This is a genomic window from Vibrio bivalvicida, from assembly GCF_001399455.2.
GTDB lineage: Bacteria > Pseudomonadota > Gammaproteobacteria > Enterobacterales > Vibrionaceae > Vibrio > Vibrio bivalvicida.
The window spans coordinates 1-19424 of the sequence record NZ_LLEI02000040.1; the positions used below are offsets into that span (position 1 = coordinate 1).

The following is a 19424-nucleotide window of genomic DNA, read 5'->3' on the forward strand; positions in this document are numbered from 1 at the left end:
GAGCGCAACCTTGCCAAGGTTGAGGTCACGAGTTCGAACCTCGTGTGTCGCTCCACTTTTTTTAAGTGGAAAGTAAAGTTGTCATCGTACTTAACGGTGAAGATTGCGACACTAGCTCAGTTAGATTGAGCACAACCTTGCCAAGGTTGAGGTCACGCCTTTCTGTTTATGAATAGGGAACCTTGTGTGTCGCTCCAATTTTAAGGTCTTCATCGTACCTAACGGTGACACAATGCGGACGCGGGGTGGAGCAGCTTGGTAGCTCGTCGGGCTCATAACCCGAAGGTCGTCGGTTCAAATCCGGCCCCCGCAACCAATTCTCTTTTGAGAAAATGCGACACTAGCTCAGTTGGTAGAGCGCAACCTTGCCAAGGTTGAGGTCACGAGTTCGAACCTCGTGTGTCGCTCCAAATCTCCTTCAAATGACATGTCATTTGAATAGACCTTACGGTCACCGCTCTTTATCTAATGCTGCGAAGCATAAACCCCAAATTAGTAAGAAGTCCTCCTAATTTTTAGGTGGGCATTTTTATGTCTCAATATTAAATCTCAGCACGAGATCTGGTAAGTCAGAATCAATAGCAAACACTGTGTGAGCTAGGGCTTTGTACATTAGTCAACAGACTTATCCACAGAAGTTAAAGTGTGGATAACTTGGTGGGTAACCTGATTTTTATCCATGTATAACGTTTGACTAAAACGATCTTTTTGTTTTTGAAACTTTCTTACGTAAGTTGAGTTTCACTGTAACTGATTGTTATCTATTGATTTTTTGGTTATTCCAATGCTTGACCAAGTGACTATTTACGATCATTAAGTCACTGTTTTTTGATCCTGGTCATTTCTGAACATTGTGATTAACTTCCCCATCTGTAAGAAAATGAGTAATCATCCTTTCTTTTTTCCACATTTTGGTTTTTGGATCTAGGTCAAACTATGAATGGCTTGGTCCGGCAAGCATTATGCATCTCGTGGTAAGCCTTTCTCGACGATTCTAATCAATCTATTTAGCTTAGTAGATTGAGCGGGAATTTGTGTTTGTTGTTGTTCTTGAGCCCATCGAATATGTACATCTAAGGTGTCACTAAGACCTACGCGACTTTCTAGCGCTTCGATTATGTCGATGGAATATGGTGCATTCCCCATGGCAACAGATAGGTTCCTTAGCCACTGCAAATGTCCAATACGGCGAATAGCCGAACCTTCCATATTTTTTAAGAAAGTCGCCTCATCCCATTTAAAAAGCTCAACGAGATTTGCATTGGTCAATGCTTCTCTACGATGAAAGTCTTGCTGATCGGTTAAATCGGAAAAGCGATTCCACGGGCAGACTAGCTGGCAATCATCACAGCCATAGATTCTATTGCCCATTGCTTTGCGAAAATCTTCAGGGATAACACCCTCAAATTCAATGGTTAGGTAAGAAATGCAGCGTCTCGCATCTACAATGCCATCTGCGACGATCGCCTGTGTTGGGCAAGAGGTGATACAGGCTTTGCATTTGCCGCACTCTTCAACGCTTGGTTTGTCGACTGGAAGAGGAAGATCGATCAGCAGTTCACCAAGAAAGAACCATGAACCACACTCTTTATCGAGGATAAGCGAATGTTTTCCTGTCCAACCGAGTCCTGACTTTTGCGCTAAAGGCCTTTCTAGTATTGGCGCGGAGTCGACAAAAGGTCGATAACCAAAATTGCCAATTTCTTGTTCTATTTTTTGCCCGAGCTTTTTAAGCTGGTTGCGGACTAATTTGTGATAATCACGCCCAAGAGAGTAGCGACTTATATAGGCTTGAGTAGGATCGGATAGATTGGCAGCAAACTGTGCTTGAGGTGGCAGGTAGTTCATACGCACACTAATGACACGTAAGGTTCCCGGTAGCAGTTCTGCGGGACGTGCTCGCATCATGCCGTGACGTGCCATCCAGTCCATTTCCCCGTGGTAACCAGCATCAAGCCACTTCTGTAACTCTGCTTCATGCTCAGACAGGTCTACATCGCAGATGCCAACTTTTTGAAAGCCAAGTTCTTGGCCCCAAATTTTAATCTTGTCTGTTAGCTCTTGGTAGTTCATGCTGATTGATCCGGGTAAAGGGAGCGGGATCTTAACGGATCTTATATGTGGGATCTAGCCAAGGAACAGCGGAAAATGGCAACAAATCGCCGATTTTTCGTTTTACTTACACAAGATCTCTTGTCTCTCAATTCCAACCCAGTTTACTATTCGTGTTCTTTTGTTTTTTATATAGTCACAGCGTAGAGATTGATCTTCATGACCACCAAACAATTTGCCCTTAGCGATGAACAAGCAACGATTCAATTAGGGACAGCATTAGCGCACTTGTGCTCTCAACAGACCACCATCTACTTACATGGTGATTTGGGTGCAGGTAAAACGACGTTTAGTCGTGGTTTTGTACGCGCGCTCGGTCATGCAGGCAATGTAAAAAGCCCAACTTACACTCTAGTTGAACCTTATCAGCTTGATCAGTGGCAGGTTTATCATTTTGATCTTTACCGTTTAGCGGATCCTGAAGAACTCGAGTTTATGGGAATTCGTGATTACTTTACCTCAGATGCTATCTGTCTGGTGGAGTGGCCTGAAAAAGGGCAAGGTTTGCTACCTGAAGCGGATCTGGATATTGATCTTCGCTACGACGGAGAGGCACGTGTTGTCGTACTGACAGCAAATAATCAGTATGGATGTCAATTATTAGAACAGTTGGAGTTATGTTGAAGAGTACTTTTATAAGAGCTGTTTTCTTTCCATTTCTTCTTGCTCTTACTTTTACGCCTAGATTTGCATTTGCAAATGCGTTAGAAGGGATTCGTGTATGGCCATCACCTGATGAGACTCGAGTCGTTATCGATCTTTCATCAGAAGCTGACTACAGTTACTTTACGCTCTCTAGCCCAGAGCGCTTAGTGGTGGATCTAAAGAAGACCTCTGTCAGTACTAAGTTACCAATCAATGTCACTGACAGCCCTGTGTTGAAAAAAATCCGCAAAAGTTCACCGCCAAGCAAAGGAACTTACCGCTTGGTGTTTGAACTCAAGCGTAAAGTAGCTCCTCAGCTATTTAAGCTTGCACCGACTCCTGGTGGTCAGTACGGCCACCGTCTAGTGATCGATATGCCTCATGGCAGCCAGAAGAAAGTTACTTCAACTCCAGCTAAGTCGACCAGTTCAACGACTGTCAGTCGCGATGCCTCTCAATTGGCTGGTACGGCAGATATTGTTGTGGCTATCGATCCGGGTCACGGAGGCGAAGACCCTGGCTCGATTGGTCCGAGTAAGAAATATGAAAAACATGCAACCTTAGCTGTCTCCAAGAAAATCGTCGCTCAAATCAACGCTGTGCCCGGTATGAAGGCGGTATTGACTCGCGGAGGTGACTACTTTGTTAACTTAAACAAACGCTCTGAGATTGCTCGTCGTAATAAAGCTCATTTACTTGTATCGATTCATGCTGATGGATTCCACACACCTCAACCGCGTGGTGGCTCAGTATTTGTATTGAACACCCGTCGAGCTAACTCGGAAATTGCTCGCTGGGTAGAAAATCACGAGGAACAATCTCAGTTGCTTGGTGGTGCAGGCGAAGTGCTGTCCAAGAATAATAGCGATAGAAACGTTAGTCAGACTCTACTTGATCTCCAGTTTAGCCACTCACAAAAAGAGGGCTATAAGCTGGCGACGAAGATACTGCGTGAAATGACCAGAGCTGGGATTAAATTGCACAAGAAAGATCCTGTTAATGCCAGCTTGGCGGTATTGAAATCGCCGGACATTCCATCAGTATTGGTTGAGACGGGCTTTATTACCAACCCAACGGAAGAGAGGCTGCTATTCCAACGCAGTCACCAAGACAAACTAGCTCGTTCGTTAACGAAGGCGATAGTTCAGTATTTTGAGGCGAATCCACCTGAAGGGACTTTGTTCTCCAATCGCGGTAAAACCATCAAGCACAAAGTGGCACGCGGTGAGTCGCTGTCGTTGATAGCCAGTAAGTATGGCACGTCGACGAAAGCGATTATGCAGACCAACAAGCTCAAGAGTACCAGCTTAGCCATTGGTCAGATCCTGACGATTCCGGGCTCAAGTAAGTCTATCTCGGTGCCACAAATTAAGAATCCAGTCGAAACTAAGACTCTGACTCACGTAGTACAGCGTGGCGAGTATCTAGGAAAGCTCGCAGAGAAGTACAAAGTTTCGGTTGCGGCGATTAAGAAAGAAAATAAGCTCAAGTCCGATACACTAAAGCTTGGGCAGAAATTGAAGATTACTGTGAGTATGAAAGATCAACCACTGCGTAAGCACACAGTTAAGCGTGGTGAGTTCTTGGGCAAAATTGCCAGCAAGTATCAGGTGAGAGTGGACAACATTCGCAAAGCCAATAACTTGCGTTCTGATCAGTTGGCGGTTGGTCAGGTGTTGATCATTCCCCACAACTAAAGTGAGTGCCAGACGTGACGATTAAGATCCTTCCTGCGCGCCTTGCCAACCAAATCGCGGCGGGCGAAGTAGTAGAAAGACCCGCTTCTGTAGTCAAAGAGCTGGTGGAAAACAGTTTAGACTCGGGCGCGACACGAATCGATATTGATATCGACAAGGGTGGCGCTAAGCTGATTCGTGTGCGCGATAATGGTAAAGGGATTGCTAAAGATGAGCTTGCTCTAGCACTAAGCCGACATGCAACGTCAAAGATTCATACCTTAGATGATCTTGAAGCGATCATCAGCTTGGGCTTTCGTGGTGAAGCCTTGGCGAGTATCAGTTCGGTTGCTCGTTTGACAATGACCTCCCGACCAGCAACACAAGAGCAAGCGTGGTCTGCGTATAGTGAAGGTCGTGACATGCAGGTAAAGCTCCAGCCTGCTGCACACCCAATTGGCACCACGGTTGAAGTGTTGGATCTATTTTTTAATACCCCAGCTAGGCGCAAGTTTCTCCGTACTGAGAAAACGGAATTTGCCCATATTGACGAACTTTTGAAACGGATTGCGTTGAGCCGCTTCGACGTCACTATTAACCTAAGACACAACGGCAAGCTTATTAAGCAATATCGCGCCGCGAAAACTGAGCCGCAGGCTGAAAAGCGCATAGCCGCAGTTTGTGGTAATGCGTTTGTACGTAATATGCTTAAAATTGAGCTAGAGCACCAAGGGCTTAAACTGCACGGCTGGATCACAACGCCAGAAGGGGCGCGTCAACAAAGTGATCTGCAATATTGTTACGTCAATGGACGTATGATGCGTGATAAATTGATCAATCATGCAATTCGTCAGAGTTACGAAACTAGCCTGCGTCCTGACCAATTTGCAACTTACGTGTTATTTATCGAGCTCGACCCACATCAAGTGGATGTGAATGTGCATCCTGCCAAGCATGAGGTTCGTTTCCACCAAGCTCGTCTAGTCCACGATTTTATTTATCAAGCGCTGAGTGATGCATTGGCTCAGAGTGCCCATATTGATAAACCACAGCAAACCGCATCGGCATTTCATAGTGATGAGCAGGTAAAGCCAATTGATGAGCCTGGGCTGACCTCTACACCCCGTGAAGTTGTCAGTCTTGCTTCTCAGCAAGAGTATTGCGCTATTGAGTCGATACCTTCGTATCCTGGAAAAGCAGACTATGCAGAAAGTCATGACAGTGTGCGAGAAGCTCAGCCCAAGAATGAGTGGCAAGAATCTCGCCCGCTAAACAAACCAAGGATTGCTGAGCGCTATAGTGAGCCAGCACCAAGTGCGCAAGAAGTCAAAGCCTATCAGGAGTTATTACAGACTCCTGATATCGCTGTAACTGAAAAAGACATTAGTTCAGTCTCTACGACAATTTCAAATGAACAAGTTGAAACACCGGTTGTCGAATCGTTAGGAAAAGCGATCAACTTGGTACAAGGTCGATATCTTGTGATGGCTGACAAGCAAGGAACGCGTTTGGTCAACCTTGCTAAAGCTGAGTGGCTGAGGGTCAATGGTCAGTTATTGACTCGTGAGGGGAGCTTAAAAAGCCAACCTCTATTAGTACCGCTGTCGGTAAAGTTGGATGAAAGCTTACTTGAGGTTGCCGATGCTCTTCAGCCAACTCTGGATGCTTTTGGTATTGAGCTTAAAACACGTGGTAATAAGGCGTTGATGGTGATGGGAGTCCCCCAACCATTAAGGCAACAAAACTTACAACAACTGGTGCCAGATCTGCTATCTTACGCGCTTTCGTGTCAAGCAGCTTCACTGCCATTGTCACATACCCAGTTGGCAAAATGGCTGAGTGATCATATTACTCAGGTAAAAAGTGACTACACTTTGTCGGAAGCTATTCAGATAATTGCGGATGTAGAGCAACTATGGCAGGGAAGACTTCCGCTCAGTGACCAGGCCTTTGTAAGGCCCGTAGATTTTTCTGCAACGATTGCAGCGTTAGAATTATGAACAACAAAGAATTACCTTTAGCTCTGTTTTTAATGGGGCCAACCGCATCAGGAAAAACGGATCTTGCGATTCGTTTGCGTAAGAAATTTCCTGTTGAGATCATCTCTGTTGATTCAGCGTTGATCTATAAAGGCATGGATATAGGTACCGCAAAGCCAGATGCACAAGAACAAGCGCAAGCGCCGCATCGATTGATCGATATTTTGGATCCTAGCCAAGCTTACTCAGCGGCTGATTTCCGTCGTGACGCGCTGAATGAAATGAATAAGATTGTTGAGCAAGGTAAGATTCCGCTACTGGTTGGTGGCACCATGCTTTACTACAAAGCGTTATTGGAAGGGTTATCACCACTTCCAGCAGCGAATGCTGAAATTCGCCAACAAATAGAGCAAGAAGCATTGACTCTAGGTTGGGATAAATTACACGACCAATTGAAACAAGTTGATCCTGTTTCAGCAGAGCGAATCCATCCTAATGATCCACAAAGATTATCTAGGGCATTGGAAGTTTATCGAATTTCAGGTAAAACTCTTACTGAGTTAACTCAAACTAAGGGCGAGAGCCTGCCGTATAGAGTTAAACAGTTTGCAATAGCTCCCAAGGAAAGGGCAGAGCTCCATCGCCGAATTGAACTTCGTTATGAGAAGATGATCGAGGCTGGCTTTGAAGATGAAATGCGTGCGTTATATGCCCGTGATGATCTTCATCCAGATCTTCCATCGATTCGTTGCGTGGGTTATAGGCAGATGTGGGACTATTTGGATGGTAACTGCACTTTAGATGAAGCTATTTTTAAAGGCGTCTGTGCAACCCGTCAATTGGCCAAGCGACAAATCACCTGGTTACGCAGTTGGGATGATTTAACTTGGTTAGATAGCGAAAACATTGAACACGCGCTAGAAACTGTTTCAAATGCCATAGCATCTGACGGTTTTAGCTGTGTATAATGTGATCGCTTTTGCGTGAATGTGCCCTGTAAAGGATCGGTTACTTGAAATTTCGTTTTAAAGTCGTCATAACAGGTAACGACAGGGTGTTATTTTATTCGTTTAGCTCAGAGCAAAGGCCGCATCGTTTTAATGCAGCGCACCACTAGCTAAATAACTAAAACAAAATTACAAAATAAGGAAAATAAAAATGGCTAAGGGGCAATCTCTACAAGACCCATTCTTAAATGCATTACGTCGTGAACGTATTCCAGTATCTATCTACCTTGTAAACGGAATTAAACTGCAAGGTCAGATCGAATCATTTGATCAGTTTGTGATCTTGCTGAAAAATACAGTAAACCAAATGGTGTACAAGCACGCTATTTCTACGGTAGTTCCTGCTCGTCCAGTGAGCCACCACAGCGGTGAACGTCCACAAGGTGAACGTCAGCAAGAGAAATCAGAAGATTAATTCTCTTAATTACCCTATTTTTTTGTAAGGAGTTGATTGCTTGTTTGACCGTTATGAAGCCGGTGAGCGAGCCGTACTTGTTCATATCAACTTCACGCAAGAAGGGGAGTGGGAAGATCTCAACGAATTCGAGATGTTGGTCTCTTCAGCTGGCGTTTCTGCGTTACAAGTCGTAACTGGAAGTCGCCAGTCTCCACACCCTAAGTACTATGTCGGAGAGGGTAAGGCCCAAGAAATTGCCCAAGCAGTGCAATTGAATGGTGCAGATATTGTGATCTTCAATCATGCCCTCTCTCCTGCCCAAGAACGTAACCTCGAAACGTTGTGTAAGTGCCGTGTGTTAGACCGTACAGGTTTGATCCTCGACATCTTTGCTCAACGCGCCCGAACTCATGAAGGTAAGTTACAAGTTGAGCTTGCTCAGCTTCGTCATATCTCGACCCGATTGATCCGCGGCTGGACTCACCTTGAAAGACAGAAAGGTGGTATCGGTTTACGTGGCCCAGGTGAAACTCAGTTAGAAACTGACCGACGTCTATTGCGTGATCGTATTAAAGCGATATTACGCCGTTTAGAGAAAGTCGCTAAACAGCGTGAACAAGGTCGCCGAGCTAGAAATCGAGCGGAGATTCCGACTGTTTCCTTAGTTGGTTATACTAACGCAGGTAAGTCGACCCTATTTAACCGTATTACCGAAGCGGGTGTGTACGCGGCAGACCAGTTGTTTGCTACGCTAGACCCGACTCTACGTAAAATTGAGCTAGCGGACGTTGGTCCGGCAATTCTAGCTGATACGGTCGGGTTTATTCGTCATCTTCCGCATGATCTCGTTGCCGCATTTAAAGCAACACTGCAAGAAACTCAAGAAGCTGACATTTTGTTACATGTTGTCGATGCCAGTGACGACCGTTTTCGTGAGAATATTCAAGCTGTTCATGAAGTACTAGAAGAAATCGATGCCCATGAGGTGCCTTCTCTAGTTGTCATGAACAAGATTGATAATCTAGAAGATCAGAAGCCTCGTATAGAACGGGATGAGGAAGGGGTTCCTCGTGCTGTTTGGGTTTCGGCAATGGAAGGCATTGGTATTGAGCTTTTATTTGAAGCATTGACAGAACGTCTTGCTAGTCAAATGGTTCAGCATCAATTGCGAATTCCGCCACAACATCAGGGGCGAATTCGTAGTACATTCTTCCAGATGAAATGTATTCAACGAGAAGAATATGACCAGGAAGGTAACTTGTTGATTAATGTTCGCATGCAACAAGTGGATTGGTCTAGACTTGAAAAAAGAGAAGGGGCAGTTTTACGTGACTTTATAGTTACTTAAATGACTGCTACAGTATAACGTCATATCAAATGATGGAGCTTTCTAATGGCGTGGAATGAGCCTGGTAATAACAACGGCAACAATGGCCGCGATAATGACCCTTGGGGTAATAACAATCGTGGTAACAAAGGTGGCCGTGATCAAGGGCCGCCAGACTTAGACGAAGTGTTTAATAAACTGAGTCAGAAACTGGGTGGAAAGTTTGGTGGCAAAGGCGGTAAAGGATCGTCTATCGGTGGCGGTGGTGCACTAGGTTTTGGTGTCATTGCAGCAATCGCGGTAGCAATTTGGTTCTTCGCTGGCTTTTACACTATTGGTGAAGCAGAGCGTGGTGTTGTGCTACGTCTCGGTAAGTACGATCGCATCGTCGATCCTGGTCTTAACTGGCGTCCTCGTTTTATTGACGAGTACGAAGCCGTTAATGTTCAGGCAATTCGTTCGTTGCGTTCATCTGGTCTAATGCTGACCAAAGATGAAAACGTAGTCACAGTGGCAATGGATGTACAGTACCGTGTCGCTGACCCATACAAGTATCTATTCCGCGTAACAAACGCAGACGACAGCTTACGCCAAGCAACAGACTCTGCATTGCGTGCTGTAGTCGGTGACTCACTCATGGATAGTATCCTGACCAGTGGTCGTCAACAAATTCGTCAAAGCACACAAGAGACGTTGAATGAAATTATTGACAGCTACGATATGGGTGTTGTGATTGTCGACGTTAACTTCCAGTCGGCACGTCCGCCAGAGCAAGTTAAAGACGCATTCGATGATGCTATCGCAGCGCGAGAAGATGAAGAGCGTTTTGAACGTGAAGCTGAAGCTTACCGCAACGATATTCTTCCTAAAGCAACAGGTCGTGCTGAGCGTTTGAAGAAAGAAGCATTGGGTTACTCAGAGCGCGTAACCAACGAAGCACTTGGTCAAGTGGCTCAGTTTGAGAAGCTACTTCCAGAGTACCAAGCGGCTCCTGAAGTAACTCGTAACCGCCTGTACTTAGATACTATGGAAGAGGTCTACAGCAACACTTCTAAGGTTCTGATTGACTCTGAATCTAGCGGTAACTTGCTTTACTTACCTATCGATAAGTTAGCTGGTGAAGGCAAAACTCAAACTAAACGTAGCACGAAGTCATCTTCTGCTTACGATCAAATTGAGCTAGAGACTAAGAGCAATGAGTCAACTTCAGACTCGCAATCTCGTTCAACTGGTTCACGTCAAGGGAGATATTAAGAATGCGTAAGTTAATGATCCCTGTTTTGGTTCTTGCAGCCGTTCTATTGTTGATGTCTGTGTTTGTAATCAAAGAAGGTGAACGTGGTTTAGTAATTCGATTTGGCCGTGTTCTAGATGATAACGGTGTATCTAAGATTTACGAACCGGGTTTACACTTTAAGATGCCATTGTTTGACAGTGTGAAAACCTTGGATGCGAAAATTCAAACTATGGATGGACGCTCTGACCGTTTCGTAACGTCTGAGAAAAAAGACGTTATCATCGATACCTATGTAAAATGGCGTATTGCAGATTTCGGTCGCTACTACCTAACCACAGGTGGCGGTAACACGCTGACAGCAGAAGCACTACTTGAACGTAAAGTAACAGACGTGCTTCGTTCTGAGATTGGTGCTCGCGAAATCAAGCAAATTGTTTCAGGTCCACGTAACAAAGATGTACTGCCAGAAAGTGCTGATAGTGAAGAAGTGACCACTGAAGCGGCGAAAGAAGCGTTGGAGATCGACGGTGAACGTGACCAAATTATGGAGAACGTTCTGAACGGTACAACTGGTAGCGCATTGAAGGATTTGGGTGTAGAAATTGTTGATTTCCGGATGAAGAAAATCAACCTACCTGATGAAATCAGTGAGTCTATCTACCGCCGTATGAGAGCTGAGCGTGAATCAGTTGCTCGTAAACACCGTTCTCAAGGTCGTGAGCGTGCAGAAGTGATTCGTGCACAAGCTGAGCTAGAAGTTGCTACCGTTTTAGCAGAAGCAGATAAGACTGCCCGTGTAACACGCGGTGAAGCGGATGCAACATCGGCGAAAATCTACTCAGATGCTTACAACAAGGATCCTGAATTCTTCAGCTTTATGCGTTCTCTGAAAGCGTATGAGAAATCATTTAGCGACAAGAGTGATATCCTAGTATTGGATCCAAAGAGTGATTTCTTCCAATACATGAATCAAGCTTCTGGCGCAAAGGCGAAGTAAACAAACACTGATAATATAAAGGCTCCTGAATGGAGCCTTTATTTTTTATAGTAGGGAATATATGTCGAATTCTTTGTGGCTAGCACTCGGCCTAGTACTCATTGTTGAAGGCCTAGGGCCTTTGATTGCCCCGAATGGTTGGCGCAATATGGTGGCAGAGCTTAGTAGACAGCCTGACAATCAGTTGCGCCGCATTGGAGGCTGCTTGGTGGTCGCAGGTGCTGTCATTGCTTATATCTTTGGCTAATGCTTAGTAGTGAGGCGGTGGTGGCTCATTGGCAGGATCGGTCATACTAGGGCTATCCATGTTTTTGACCTTACCCACCACGTACTTCATCTGATCCTGCATCTTCGAGATCAGTAATTGCTGCTGACTCAAGGCATCATTTAATTGTTCAATGGTCTGTTCTTGGAAAGCCAACTGACACTCTAAGTCATTTATGCGGCTTTCTAACTGTTCAACTCGGTTTTCTGTCATGGCTCACTGATCTTTACTGTTAATAGTCCACATCCCAAGCTTGGGCGATACCAGCCGATGTCCCCGAGATCACTCGGTTTTGGCTATCAAAGGCTGCATCATACACCACTGCACGTGGAGGGCGAGTATCTTTTAGCGGTTCGGCTTCAAAGCCATCGACCCGTTTACCAGTGTGAGTGTCCCAAATCATGATTCGACTAGAAGGTGTACCCGTCACAAGGTAGTTGCCATCATCAGAAAAGCGCGCGGTTGAAAAAATCAATTGGCGAGAAAAACTGCGTAGCTTTGACAGTTCTTTACCCGTGGTGAGATCCCAAACAATGGCTTGATTGCCTCCATCAGACGTAAAAGCGAATTTGCCATCACGCTGCAAAGCAACACGGTTAATACGTTGCTCATGCTCAAAGGTTTTGAGTATCTGCCCGGTGCGGGTATCCCATAGATGTGCTTTATAGTCATTGCCACCTGAAAGTGCGAAACGGCCATTGGGTGATAGAGCAACAGAATTCACTTTTTCGTTGTGGGCAAGGAACTCTAGACGACGTCCGGTGACTAAGTTGACGTAGATTGCTTTGCCATTGGATAGACCAAGTAGTACTTGGTCACCATTGCTGGCAATATCAACATCGCGGATTAAGCCATCTGAAATTGACCACAGCCCTTCGGCTTGAGTCCAGGCTAAATCCCAAACTGCGAAGTTGATTTGGGTCGCGGTTACGGCAAAGCGACCATTATCTGATATTCGAATACGAGAAACAGTACTGGCTTGGGGATCTTGCGCACCTAAAGAGGCGAGTTCTTGACCTTCATCGAGGTCCCACAAAACCAGTTGATGTTCTTTAGAGTAAAGAAGGGCGAAACGAGCGTCACGGCTTAATGCAAAGCTGGTGGTGCCTTTGGGTTCGATAGTCCATCGCTGGCTGTCTTGGGCGGAGAAAAAACACCCATTTAACGCTGTAATGACAATCGTGATGATTATTGAGTTAAAAATTATACGCATTAAGTCCAAATATCCGCTTGTTTACGTTTAATTAAGACGCATATTGGTTATATTGGTACAACATTCAAATGTGTACCAGTGTTTCTTAAAGATTTGTGCACAAAGACAAAAGTCTCAATTGGAGAGTTAAATGAAATCGATTTTTAAAGTGTCACTGCTTGCTGCAACTGTTGCACTCGCTGTTGGCTGTCAAAAAGAAGAAGAACCAAAAGCAGAAACAGCACCAGCGGCAGAGCAAGTGCAAGCAGCAGAAACAGCTAAGACGGTTTCTTTTGCCACAGAGGATGATAAAGCGGCGTACGCGATTGGTGTGTCTTTTGCTAACTACTTAAGCACTAGTCTAGATAAGCCAAACGAAATTGGTATCACACTAAATAAAGATCTTGTTCTTAAAGGTATCGAGCATGTGTTCGCGGGTAACCCTGAGCTAAACGAAGAAGAAACCCGTGCGGCGCTTGAAGGGCTAGATAAGCGCGTTGCAGAAACAATGCAAAAGCAAGCTGTAGAAAAAGCGGCGGCAGCGAAGAAAGAAGGTGCTGACTTCCGTGCTGAGTTTGAAAAGCAAGAAGGCGTTAAGAAAACAGACACAGGTTTACTTTACCAAGTAGTGACAGCAGCTGAAGGTGAGCAACCAAAAGACACGGATACGGTTCAAGTGCACTACAAAGGTACTTTGATCGATGGCACTCAATTTGATAGCTCATACGATCGTGGTGAGCCTGCGACTTTCCCACTTAATCGTGTGATTCCGGGTTGGACTGAAGGTGTTCAGCTAATGCCTGTAGGTTCTAAGTTTAAGTTTGTCATTCCGCCAGAGTTAGCTTACGGCGAGCAAGATACGCCAACGATTCCGGCTAACTCGACGCTTGTGTTTGAAGTTGAGCTGTTAAAAATCGACAACGGTGAAGAAGCGGTTCAATAAACGCTAGTCATTGATTGAACGAAAGGCCTGGTTTCTACCAGGCCTTTTTTGTTACTGAAAATGGGCTTGGCTAGTCATCAATTTTTTGTCCTAAATCACTAGATAGTGGGTTAGCTAGGTGTGCTTATCAAAATTTCTGATAAACTTACACCAATTTGTTGATTTTTCGCGCTAAGGCTTAAAGAAGTGACAACTACAGAAACAGTAAACACGGATATGTTGCTCGAAATGGAATCTGTTAATGTGATGCCATTTAGTGAGCATGACAAAATCATTCTCAGATCTTATGAAGCGGTCGTTGACGGTATTGCGAGCCTGATTGGCCCGTTTTGTGAAATCGTTTTACACTCATTAGAAGATCTTAACACTTCGGCAATCAAAATCGCCAACGGTGAAAATACCGGTCGTCAAGTAGGTTCACCTATCACAGACTTAGCTCTGAAAATGCTGCGCGATATTGAAGGTTCAGAACGTAATTTCTCTCGCTCTTACTTCACTCGCGCGAAAGGCGGTGTGTTGATGAAGTCAATTACGGTGGCAATCCGTAATGGTGAGAACCGAGTGATCGGCTTGTTGTGTGTTAACGTCAACCTTGATGCGCCTTTCTCTCAGGTATTACAATCTTTCATGCCGACAGAAGAGGCAAAACAAGCCGCTTCATCAGTAAACTTTGCCAGTGATGTAGAAGAACTTGTTGACCAAACGGTTGAGCGTACGATTGAAGAAATCAATGCTGATAAGTCTGTGTCAAATAATACTAAGAATCGCCAGATCGTTATGGAGCTATACGATAAAGGTATCTTTGATATTAAAGACGCGATTAACCGTGTCGCAGATCGCCTTAATATCTCGAAGCACACTGTCTATCTTTACATTCGTCAGCGTAAAACTGAGGACGATGAAAAGTGAGCACTTTGACTTACACATTGGTGGTAAATGGTCCTGTGTACGGCAGTCAGTCAGCGAAAAGTGCTTATAAGTTCGCTAAAGCTGTGATTACGAAAGGGCATTCACTCGTGAGTGTGTTTTTCTATCAAGATGGTGTGACTAACGGCAGTGATTTAACTGTGCCAGCCAACGATGAGTTCGATTTAGTGAGAGCATGGCAAACACTCGCCAACGAGCACAATGTACGCTTAGAAACGTGCGTAGCCGCTGCTCTACGTAGAGGTATCGTGAGCCAGGATGAGGCAAACCAGCATGGCTTGGCGCAATGTAATCTGGCTGAAGGGTTTCATCAAGCTGGGCTTGGCAGTCTTGCAGAGGCTATGTTAGTTCAAGATCGAGTGGTGCAATTTTGAGTCAATTAACCTACTTATTTCGTAGCGCACCACACAGCAGTGCCTCTGGTCGTGAAGGTGTTGATGCTTTGCTTGCTGCTTCAGCCTACTGTGAAGACATTAGCGTCGTGTTTATGGGCGATGGAGTCTATCAACTGTTACATGGTCAACAAACCGCGGACATCCTCAGTAAAGACTATTCCCTCATGCTCAAATTGTTTGACCTTTATGATATCGAGCAGGTGTATGTGTGTGAGGCATCACTGTCTGAACGTGGTTTAGCACAGGCAGATTTGGTACTCAAAGGGCAGATACTCACGCCGTTAGATTTAAGCGCTCAATTACATCGAGCCGATAAAGTTCTTACCTTCTAGGTGTTCTATGTTACATATCGTTAAAACGGTTCAAGCGCTTGAAGATGTAAGTCGAGTGGCGACTGAATCAGATAAAGTGTTGCTGGTGGAACAAGCCGTTTACGCAGCAAATCCACTCCACCACGCTTTTCCGAGTGTAAAAGGGTTAAATACATCGGTTCTGGCGGCCGATGTTGAGGCTCGCGGTATCGCAAATCGTGTCAGTTCTTCAGTTCGTCAAGTCGACTTTGACGGCTTTGTTGAATTGACCATCGAACAGCCAAATTGCGTTACTTGGGAATAGTGAAGTTTTTACATTATCCAGTGTCGTTTTGCTTTTACACTTTTTTCGCCAGAATTGAGCAAAAAAGATCTGTATATTTCTTGACACACCTCTCACCTCTGAATAGAATTTTGCGTCCCTAAGTGCCACTGGCAGTTAGGGATAGATTTTTCACAAAGCTTACTTTCAAGTAAATCAGGAGCTAGTTAATGGCAACTATTAACCAGTTGGTACGTAAGCCTCGTGCAAAGCAAGTTGTTAAAAGCAACGTGCCTGCACTAGAAGCGTGTCCACAAAAACGTGGTGTGTGTACTCGTGTTTACACTACTACACCTAAAAAACCTAACTCAGCACTTCGTAAAGTATGTCGTGTTCGTCTAACGAACGGCTTCGAAGTGACTTCGTACATCGGTGGTGAAGGTCACAACCTTCAAGAGCACTCAGTTGTTCTAATCCGTGGCGGTCGTGTAAAAGACCTTCCGGGTGTACGTTACCACACAGTTCGCGGCGCACTAGACTGTGCTGGCGTTAACGACCGTAAGCAAGGTCGTTCTAAGTACGGTGTTAAGCGTCCAAAATCTTAATGGAATCCGTTAAGTAAGGCCAAACACTAAATTATTTTTAATTTTTGAAGAAACTGAAAAGTTTTGGATAACCTGAAGAAGACAACGGAGAAAATCCATGCCACGTCGTCGCGTCATCGGTCAGCGTAAGATCCTTCCAGATCCAAAGTTCAAATCTGAACTGCTGGCAAAATTCGTTAACATCCTAATGGTTGACGGTAAGAAATCTACTGCAGAGAAAATTGTTTACACTGCACTAGATGCAATGGCTGAGAAATCTGGTAAAGATCACTTAGCTGTATTTGAAGAAGCTCTTGAAAATGTTCGCCCAGCGGTAGAAGTTAAATCTCGCCGTGTAGGTGGTTCAACTTACCAAGTACCTGTAGAAGTACGTCCGGTTCGCCGTAACGCACTTGCTATGCGTTGGTTGGTTGAAGCTGCGCGCAAGCGTGGTGAAAAATCTATGGCTCAACGCCTAGCTGCTGAAATGCTAGACGCGTCTGAGAACAAAGGTACTGCGGTTAAGAAACGTGAAGACGTTCACCGCATGGCTGACGCAAACAAAGCGTTCGCACATTACCGTTGGTAATACCTTTCAGTGCCGCGGTAACCTCCGCGGCGCTACTCTAGTTCCTATGCGCAAGCCTAGGAACTATTGCTATATCTAGGGCAAGCAAAAAGTGCCTAAAGCAGACAAGAAAGCAATAGAGATAGCAATAGTCCCTAATTCAAGAGGATTCAATCGTGGCTCGTAAAACACCTATCGAGCGCTACCGTAATATTGGTATCGTCGCTCACGTAGACGCAGGTAAAACAACCACAAGTGAACGTATTCTGTTCTACACTGGTCTTTCTCATAAAATCGGTGAAGTCCACGACGGTGCTGCTACCATGGACTGGATGGAGCAGGAGCAAGAGCGTGGTATCACAATCACCTCTGCTGCAACTACCACTTTCTGGCGTGGTATGGATGCACAATTCCAAGACCACCGCATCAACATCATCGATACTCCTGGACACGTAGATTTTACTATCGAAGTAGAGCGCTCACTGCGCGTGCTTGATGGTGCCGTTGTTGTGTTCTGTGGTTCATCGGGTGTTGAACCTCAATCTGAAACTGTATGGCGTCAAGCGGATAAATACCACGTTCCACGCATGGTATTTGTTAACAAGATGGACCGTGCAGGTGCTGACTTCCTTCGCGTTGTTGATCAAATCAAAAACCGCCTTGGTGCTAACCCAGTTCCAATTCAACTTAACGTTGGTGCGGAAGATGAGTTCAAAGGTGTTATTGATCTAATCAAGATGAAGATGATCAACTGGAATGAAGCGGACCAAGGTACAACCTTCAGTTACGAAGAGATTCCAGCGGACATGCTTGAGCTTGCTGAAGAGTGGCACAACAACCTAGTTGAGTCAGCGGCAGAAGCTAGCGAAGAGCTAATGGACAAGTATCTTGAAGAAGGCGAACTAACAGAAGCTGAACTCAAGCAAGCACTGCGTACACGCACACTAAATAACGAAATCGTACTGGCTACTTGTGGTAGTGCGTTCAAGAACAAAGGTGTTCAAGCGGTACTCGATGCAGTAGTTGAATTCTTGCCATCACCAATCGACGTTCCAGCGATTAAAGGTGTGGATGACAACGAGAAAGAAGTTGAGCGTCATGCAGATGACAACGAACCGTTCTCAGCATTAGCATTCAAAATTGCTACTGACCCATTCGTAGGTACGCTGACCTTTATGCGTGTTTACTCTGGTGTGGTGAACTCTGGTGACGCAGTCTACAACTCTGTGAAGCAGAAGAAAGAACGCTTTGGTCGTATCGTACAGATGCACTCAAACAAGCGTGACGAAATTAAAGAAGTTCGCGCGGGCGATATTGCAGCAGCAATCGGCCTTAAAGACGTGACAACAGGTGACACGCTATGTGACCAGAACCATAAGGTTATTCTGGAGCGCATGGAGTTCCCTGATCCGGTAATTCAGATCGCGGTAGAGCCTCGCTCTGTTGCCGATCAAGAGAAGATGGGTATTGCACTAGGTAAACTAGCGGCAGAAGACCCATCATTCCGCGTAGAAACGGACGACGAAACAGGTCAGACACTGATCTCTGGTATGGGTGAGCTTCACCTAGATATCATCGTTGACCGTATGAAACGTGAATTCAGCGTTGACTGTAATGTGGGTAAACCTCAGGTTGCGTACCGTGAAACCATCCGTGGCAACGCGGAAGTTGAAGGTAAATTTGTACGTCAATCTGGTGGTCGTGGTCAGTATGGTCACGTATGGATCAAACTGGAGCCATCTGAACCTGGCGAAGGTTTTGTCTTTGTTGACGAAATTGTGGGTGGTGTTGTTCCTAAGGAATACATCAGTTCGGTAGCGAAAGGTATCGAAGAGCAAATGAATAGCGGTGTGCTAGCGGGTTACCCAGTGCTAGACATTAAAGCAACGCTGTTTGACGGTTCTTACCACGATGTTGACTCTAACGAGATGGCGTTTAAGATCGCTGGCTCGATGGCATTCAAGAAGGGTTCATTAGAAGCACAACCTGTTCTTCTTGAGCCAATGATGAATGTTGAAGTAACCACTCCTGAAGATTGGATGGGTGATGTTGTTGGTGACCTTAACCGCCGTCGCGGTATGATCGAAGGTATGGACGATGGTGTGGCTGGTATTAAGATCATCCGCGCTCAAGTACCACTATCTGAGATGTTTGGTTACGCAACTGACCTTCGTTCTGCAACTCAAGGCCGTGCGTCATACTCTATGGAGTTTAACGAGTACGCTGAAGTACCGAAAAACTTTGCAGATAAAATCATGGCGGACCGTGGTTACGTATAAACGCATTGAACTAAAAAAAGTCTAGCTTTTTTTAAAGATCAATGCGTCCAAATATTGCGCTGACATGCGTTGGCGCATAAAATAGCAAATTCTGGCGCGTCTCGATCAATTCGGATCGTGGCGAATCATAACTAGGAAGGAACACGATCGTGTCTAAAGAAAAATTTGAACGTACTAAACCGCACGTTAACGTTGGTACTATCGGCCACGTTGACCACGGTAAAACAACTCTAACTGCTGCAATCTGTACTACTCTTTCAAAGGTGTACGGCGGTGAAGCGAAAGACTTCGCATCTATCGATAACGCTCCAGAAGAGCGTA

21 protein-coding genes and 3 tRNA genes are annotated in these 19424 nt (G+C 45.2%); 21 read left to right on the forward strand and 3 right to left on the reverse strand.

Features of this window, described 5'->3' with window-relative positions; translation table 11 throughout:
- Window positions 1–105 precede the first annotated feature (105 nt).
- The 3 genes from APB76_RS22970 (at window position 106) to APB76_RS14200 (ending at window position 410) form a co-directional block, all read left to right on the forward strand.
- Window positions 106–197: transfer RNA gene (locus APB76_RS22970), tRNA-Gly, on the forward strand.
- Between the two features lie 42 nt (window positions 198–239).
- Window positions 240–316 (forward strand) — tRNA-Met (locus APB76_RS14195).
- 18 nt (window positions 317–334) lie between these two features.
- Window positions 335–410 (forward strand) — tRNA-Gly (locus APB76_RS14200).
- 550 nt (window positions 411–960) lie between these two features.
- On the opposite strand, the gene queG is transcribed toward APB76_RS14200, so the two are convergent.
- Window positions 961–2073: a tRNA epoxyqueuosine(34) reductase QueG gene (queG, locus tag APB76_RS14205; RefSeq protein WP_054963591.1), complete on the reverse strand. Its 1113-nt coding sequence runs from the start codon at window positions 2071–2073 to the stop codon at window positions 961–963.
- 198 nt (window positions 2074–2271) lie between these two features.
- On the opposite strand from queG, the gene tsaE reads away from it, so the two are divergent.
- The 9 genes from tsaE (at window position 2272) to APB76_RS14250 (ending at window position 11624) form a co-directional block, all read left to right on the forward strand.
- Entirely contained in the window at window positions 2272–2736 is a 465-nt protein-coding gene (gene tsaE, locus APB76_RS14210; RefSeq protein ID WP_049842757.1) for a tRNA (adenosine(37)-N6)-threonylcarbamoyltransferase complex ATPase subunit type 1 TsaE, read from the forward strand.
- Window positions 2730–4454: a LysM peptidoglycan-binding domain-containing protein gene (locus tag APB76_RS14215; RefSeq protein WP_049842756.1), complete on the forward strand. Its 1725-nt coding sequence runs from the start codon at window positions 2730–2732 to the stop codon at window positions 4452–4454. The genes tsaE and APB76_RS14215 overlap by 7 nt, the downstream gene beginning before the upstream one ends.
- Window positions 4455–4468: 14 nt before the next feature.
- Window positions 4469–6433 (forward strand): DNA mismatch repair endonuclease MutL, encoded by a 1965-nt coding sequence (gene mutL / locus APB76_RS14220; RefSeq protein ID WP_054963592.1) that lies wholly within the window; start codon window positions 4469–4471, stop codon window positions 6431–6433.
- Window positions 6430–7380 carry a tRNA (adenosine(37)-N6)-dimethylallyltransferase MiaA gene (gene miaA / locus APB76_RS14225; protein WP_054963593.1) on the forward strand — a complete coding sequence of 317 codons (951 nt, stop codon included), beginning with the start codon at window positions 6430–6432 and terminating at the stop codon, window positions 7378–7380. Before mutL ends, miaA begins: the two co-directional genes overlap by 4 nt.
- Window positions 7381–7570: 190 nt before the next feature.
- Complete coding sequence (gene hfq / locus APB76_RS14230; RefSeq protein WP_049842753.1) at window positions 7571–7834, forward strand: RNA chaperone Hfq; 264 nt, start codon at window positions 7571–7573, stop codon at window positions 7832–7834.
- A 40-nt stretch (window positions 7835–7874) separates the two neighbouring features.
- Window positions 7875–9164, forward strand: a complete 1290-nt coding sequence (gene hflX / locus APB76_RS14235; protein WP_054963594.1) for a ribosome rescue GTPase HflX — start codon at window positions 7875–7877, stop codon at window positions 9162–9164.
- A gap of 45 nt (window positions 9165–9209) precedes the next feature.
- The gene (hflK, locus tag APB76_RS14240) at window positions 9210–10397 is read left to right on the forward strand and encodes an FtsH protease activity modulator HflK (RefSeq protein ID WP_049842751.1); all 1188 of its coding nucleotides are present in this window, start codon (window positions 9210–9212) and stop codon (window positions 10395–10397) included.
- A gap of 2 nt (window positions 10398–10399) precedes the next feature.
- A complete protein-coding gene (gene hflC, locus APB76_RS14245) occupies window positions 10400–11377 on the forward strand; it encodes a protease modulator HflC (RefSeq protein ID WP_054963595.1) in 978 nt (325 codons plus the stop codon).
- Between the two features lie 61 nt (window positions 11378–11438).
- Window positions 11439–11624 carry a DUF2065 domain-containing protein gene (locus APB76_RS14250; RefSeq protein ID WP_049842749.1) on the forward strand — a complete coding sequence of 62 codons (186 nt, stop codon included), beginning with the start codon at window positions 11439–11441 and terminating at the stop codon, window positions 11622–11624.
- Between the two features lie 3 nt (window positions 11625–11627).
- Here APB76_RS14250 and APB76_RS14255 read toward each other — a convergent pair whose 3' ends face one another.
- Together APB76_RS14255 and APB76_RS14260 are read right to left on the reverse strand one after the other, a co-directional pair.
- Window positions 11628–11855, reverse strand: a complete 228-nt coding sequence (locus APB76_RS14255; RefSeq protein ID WP_054963596.1) for a SlyX family protein — start codon at window positions 11853–11855, stop codon at window positions 11628–11630.
- 19 nt (window positions 11856–11874) lie between these two features.
- Window positions 11875–12855 (reverse strand): WD40 repeat domain-containing protein, encoded by a 981-nt coding sequence (locus APB76_RS14260; protein ID WP_054963597.1) that lies wholly within the window; start codon window positions 12853–12855, stop codon window positions 11875–11877.
- A 130-nt stretch (window positions 12856–12985) separates the two neighbouring features.
- On the opposite strand from APB76_RS14260, the gene fkpA reads away from it, so the two are divergent.
- From fkpA to APB76_RS22635, 9 genes are all read left to right on the forward strand, one after another.
- Complete coding sequence (gene fkpA / locus APB76_RS14265; protein ID WP_049842746.1) at window positions 12986–13777, forward strand: FKBP-type peptidyl-prolyl cis-trans isomerase; 792 nt, start codon at window positions 12986–12988, stop codon at window positions 13775–13777.
- 186 nt (window positions 13778–13963) lie between these two features.
- The gene (locus APB76_RS14270; RefSeq protein WP_004743174.1) at window positions 13964–14686 is read left to right on the forward strand and encodes a helix-turn-helix transcriptional regulator; all 723 of its coding nucleotides are present in this window, start codon (window positions 13964–13966) and stop codon (window positions 14684–14686) included.
- Window positions 14683–15078, forward strand: coding sequence for a sulfurtransferase complex subunit TusD (gene tusD, locus APB76_RS14275; RefSeq protein ID WP_054963598.1), 396 nt, complete (start codon window positions 14683–14685; stop codon window positions 15076–15078). The genes APB76_RS14270 and tusD overlap by 4 nt, the downstream gene beginning before the upstream one ends.
- Entirely contained in the window at window positions 15075–15431 is a 357-nt protein-coding gene (gene tusC, locus APB76_RS14280; protein ID WP_054963599.1) for a sulfurtransferase complex subunit TusC, read from the forward strand. The genes tusD and tusC overlap by 4 nt, the downstream gene beginning before the upstream one ends.
- Window positions 15432–15438: 7 nt before the next feature.
- On the forward strand, window positions 15439–15714 hold the full coding sequence (gene tusB / locus APB76_RS14285; RefSeq protein ID WP_049842743.1) for a sulfurtransferase complex subunit TusB: 276 nt from the start codon (window positions 15439–15441) through the stop codon (window positions 15712–15714).
- A 188-nt stretch (window positions 15715–15902) separates the two neighbouring features.
- Window positions 15903–16277 carry a 30S ribosomal protein S12 gene (rpsL, locus tag APB76_RS14290; RefSeq protein ID WP_004399892.1) on the forward strand — a complete coding sequence of 125 codons (375 nt, stop codon included), beginning with the start codon at window positions 15903–15905 and terminating at the stop codon, window positions 16275–16277.
- A gap of 97 nt (window positions 16278–16374) precedes the next feature.
- Window positions 16375–16845: a 30S ribosomal protein S7 gene (rpsG, locus tag APB76_RS14295; protein WP_004415829.1), complete on the forward strand. Its 471-nt coding sequence runs from the start codon at window positions 16375–16377 to the stop codon at window positions 16843–16845.
- A gap of 155 nt (window positions 16846–17000) precedes the next feature.
- Window positions 17001–19103, forward strand: a complete 2103-nt coding sequence (gene fusA / locus APB76_RS14300; protein ID WP_049842742.1) for an elongation factor G — start codon at window positions 17001–17003, stop codon at window positions 19101–19103.
- 149 nt (window positions 19104–19252) lie between these two features.
- Window positions 19253–19424, forward strand: a 172-nt coding sequence (locus tag APB76_RS22635) for a GTP-binding protein (protein WP_237767908.1), incomplete at its 3' end; no start/stop codon positions are given.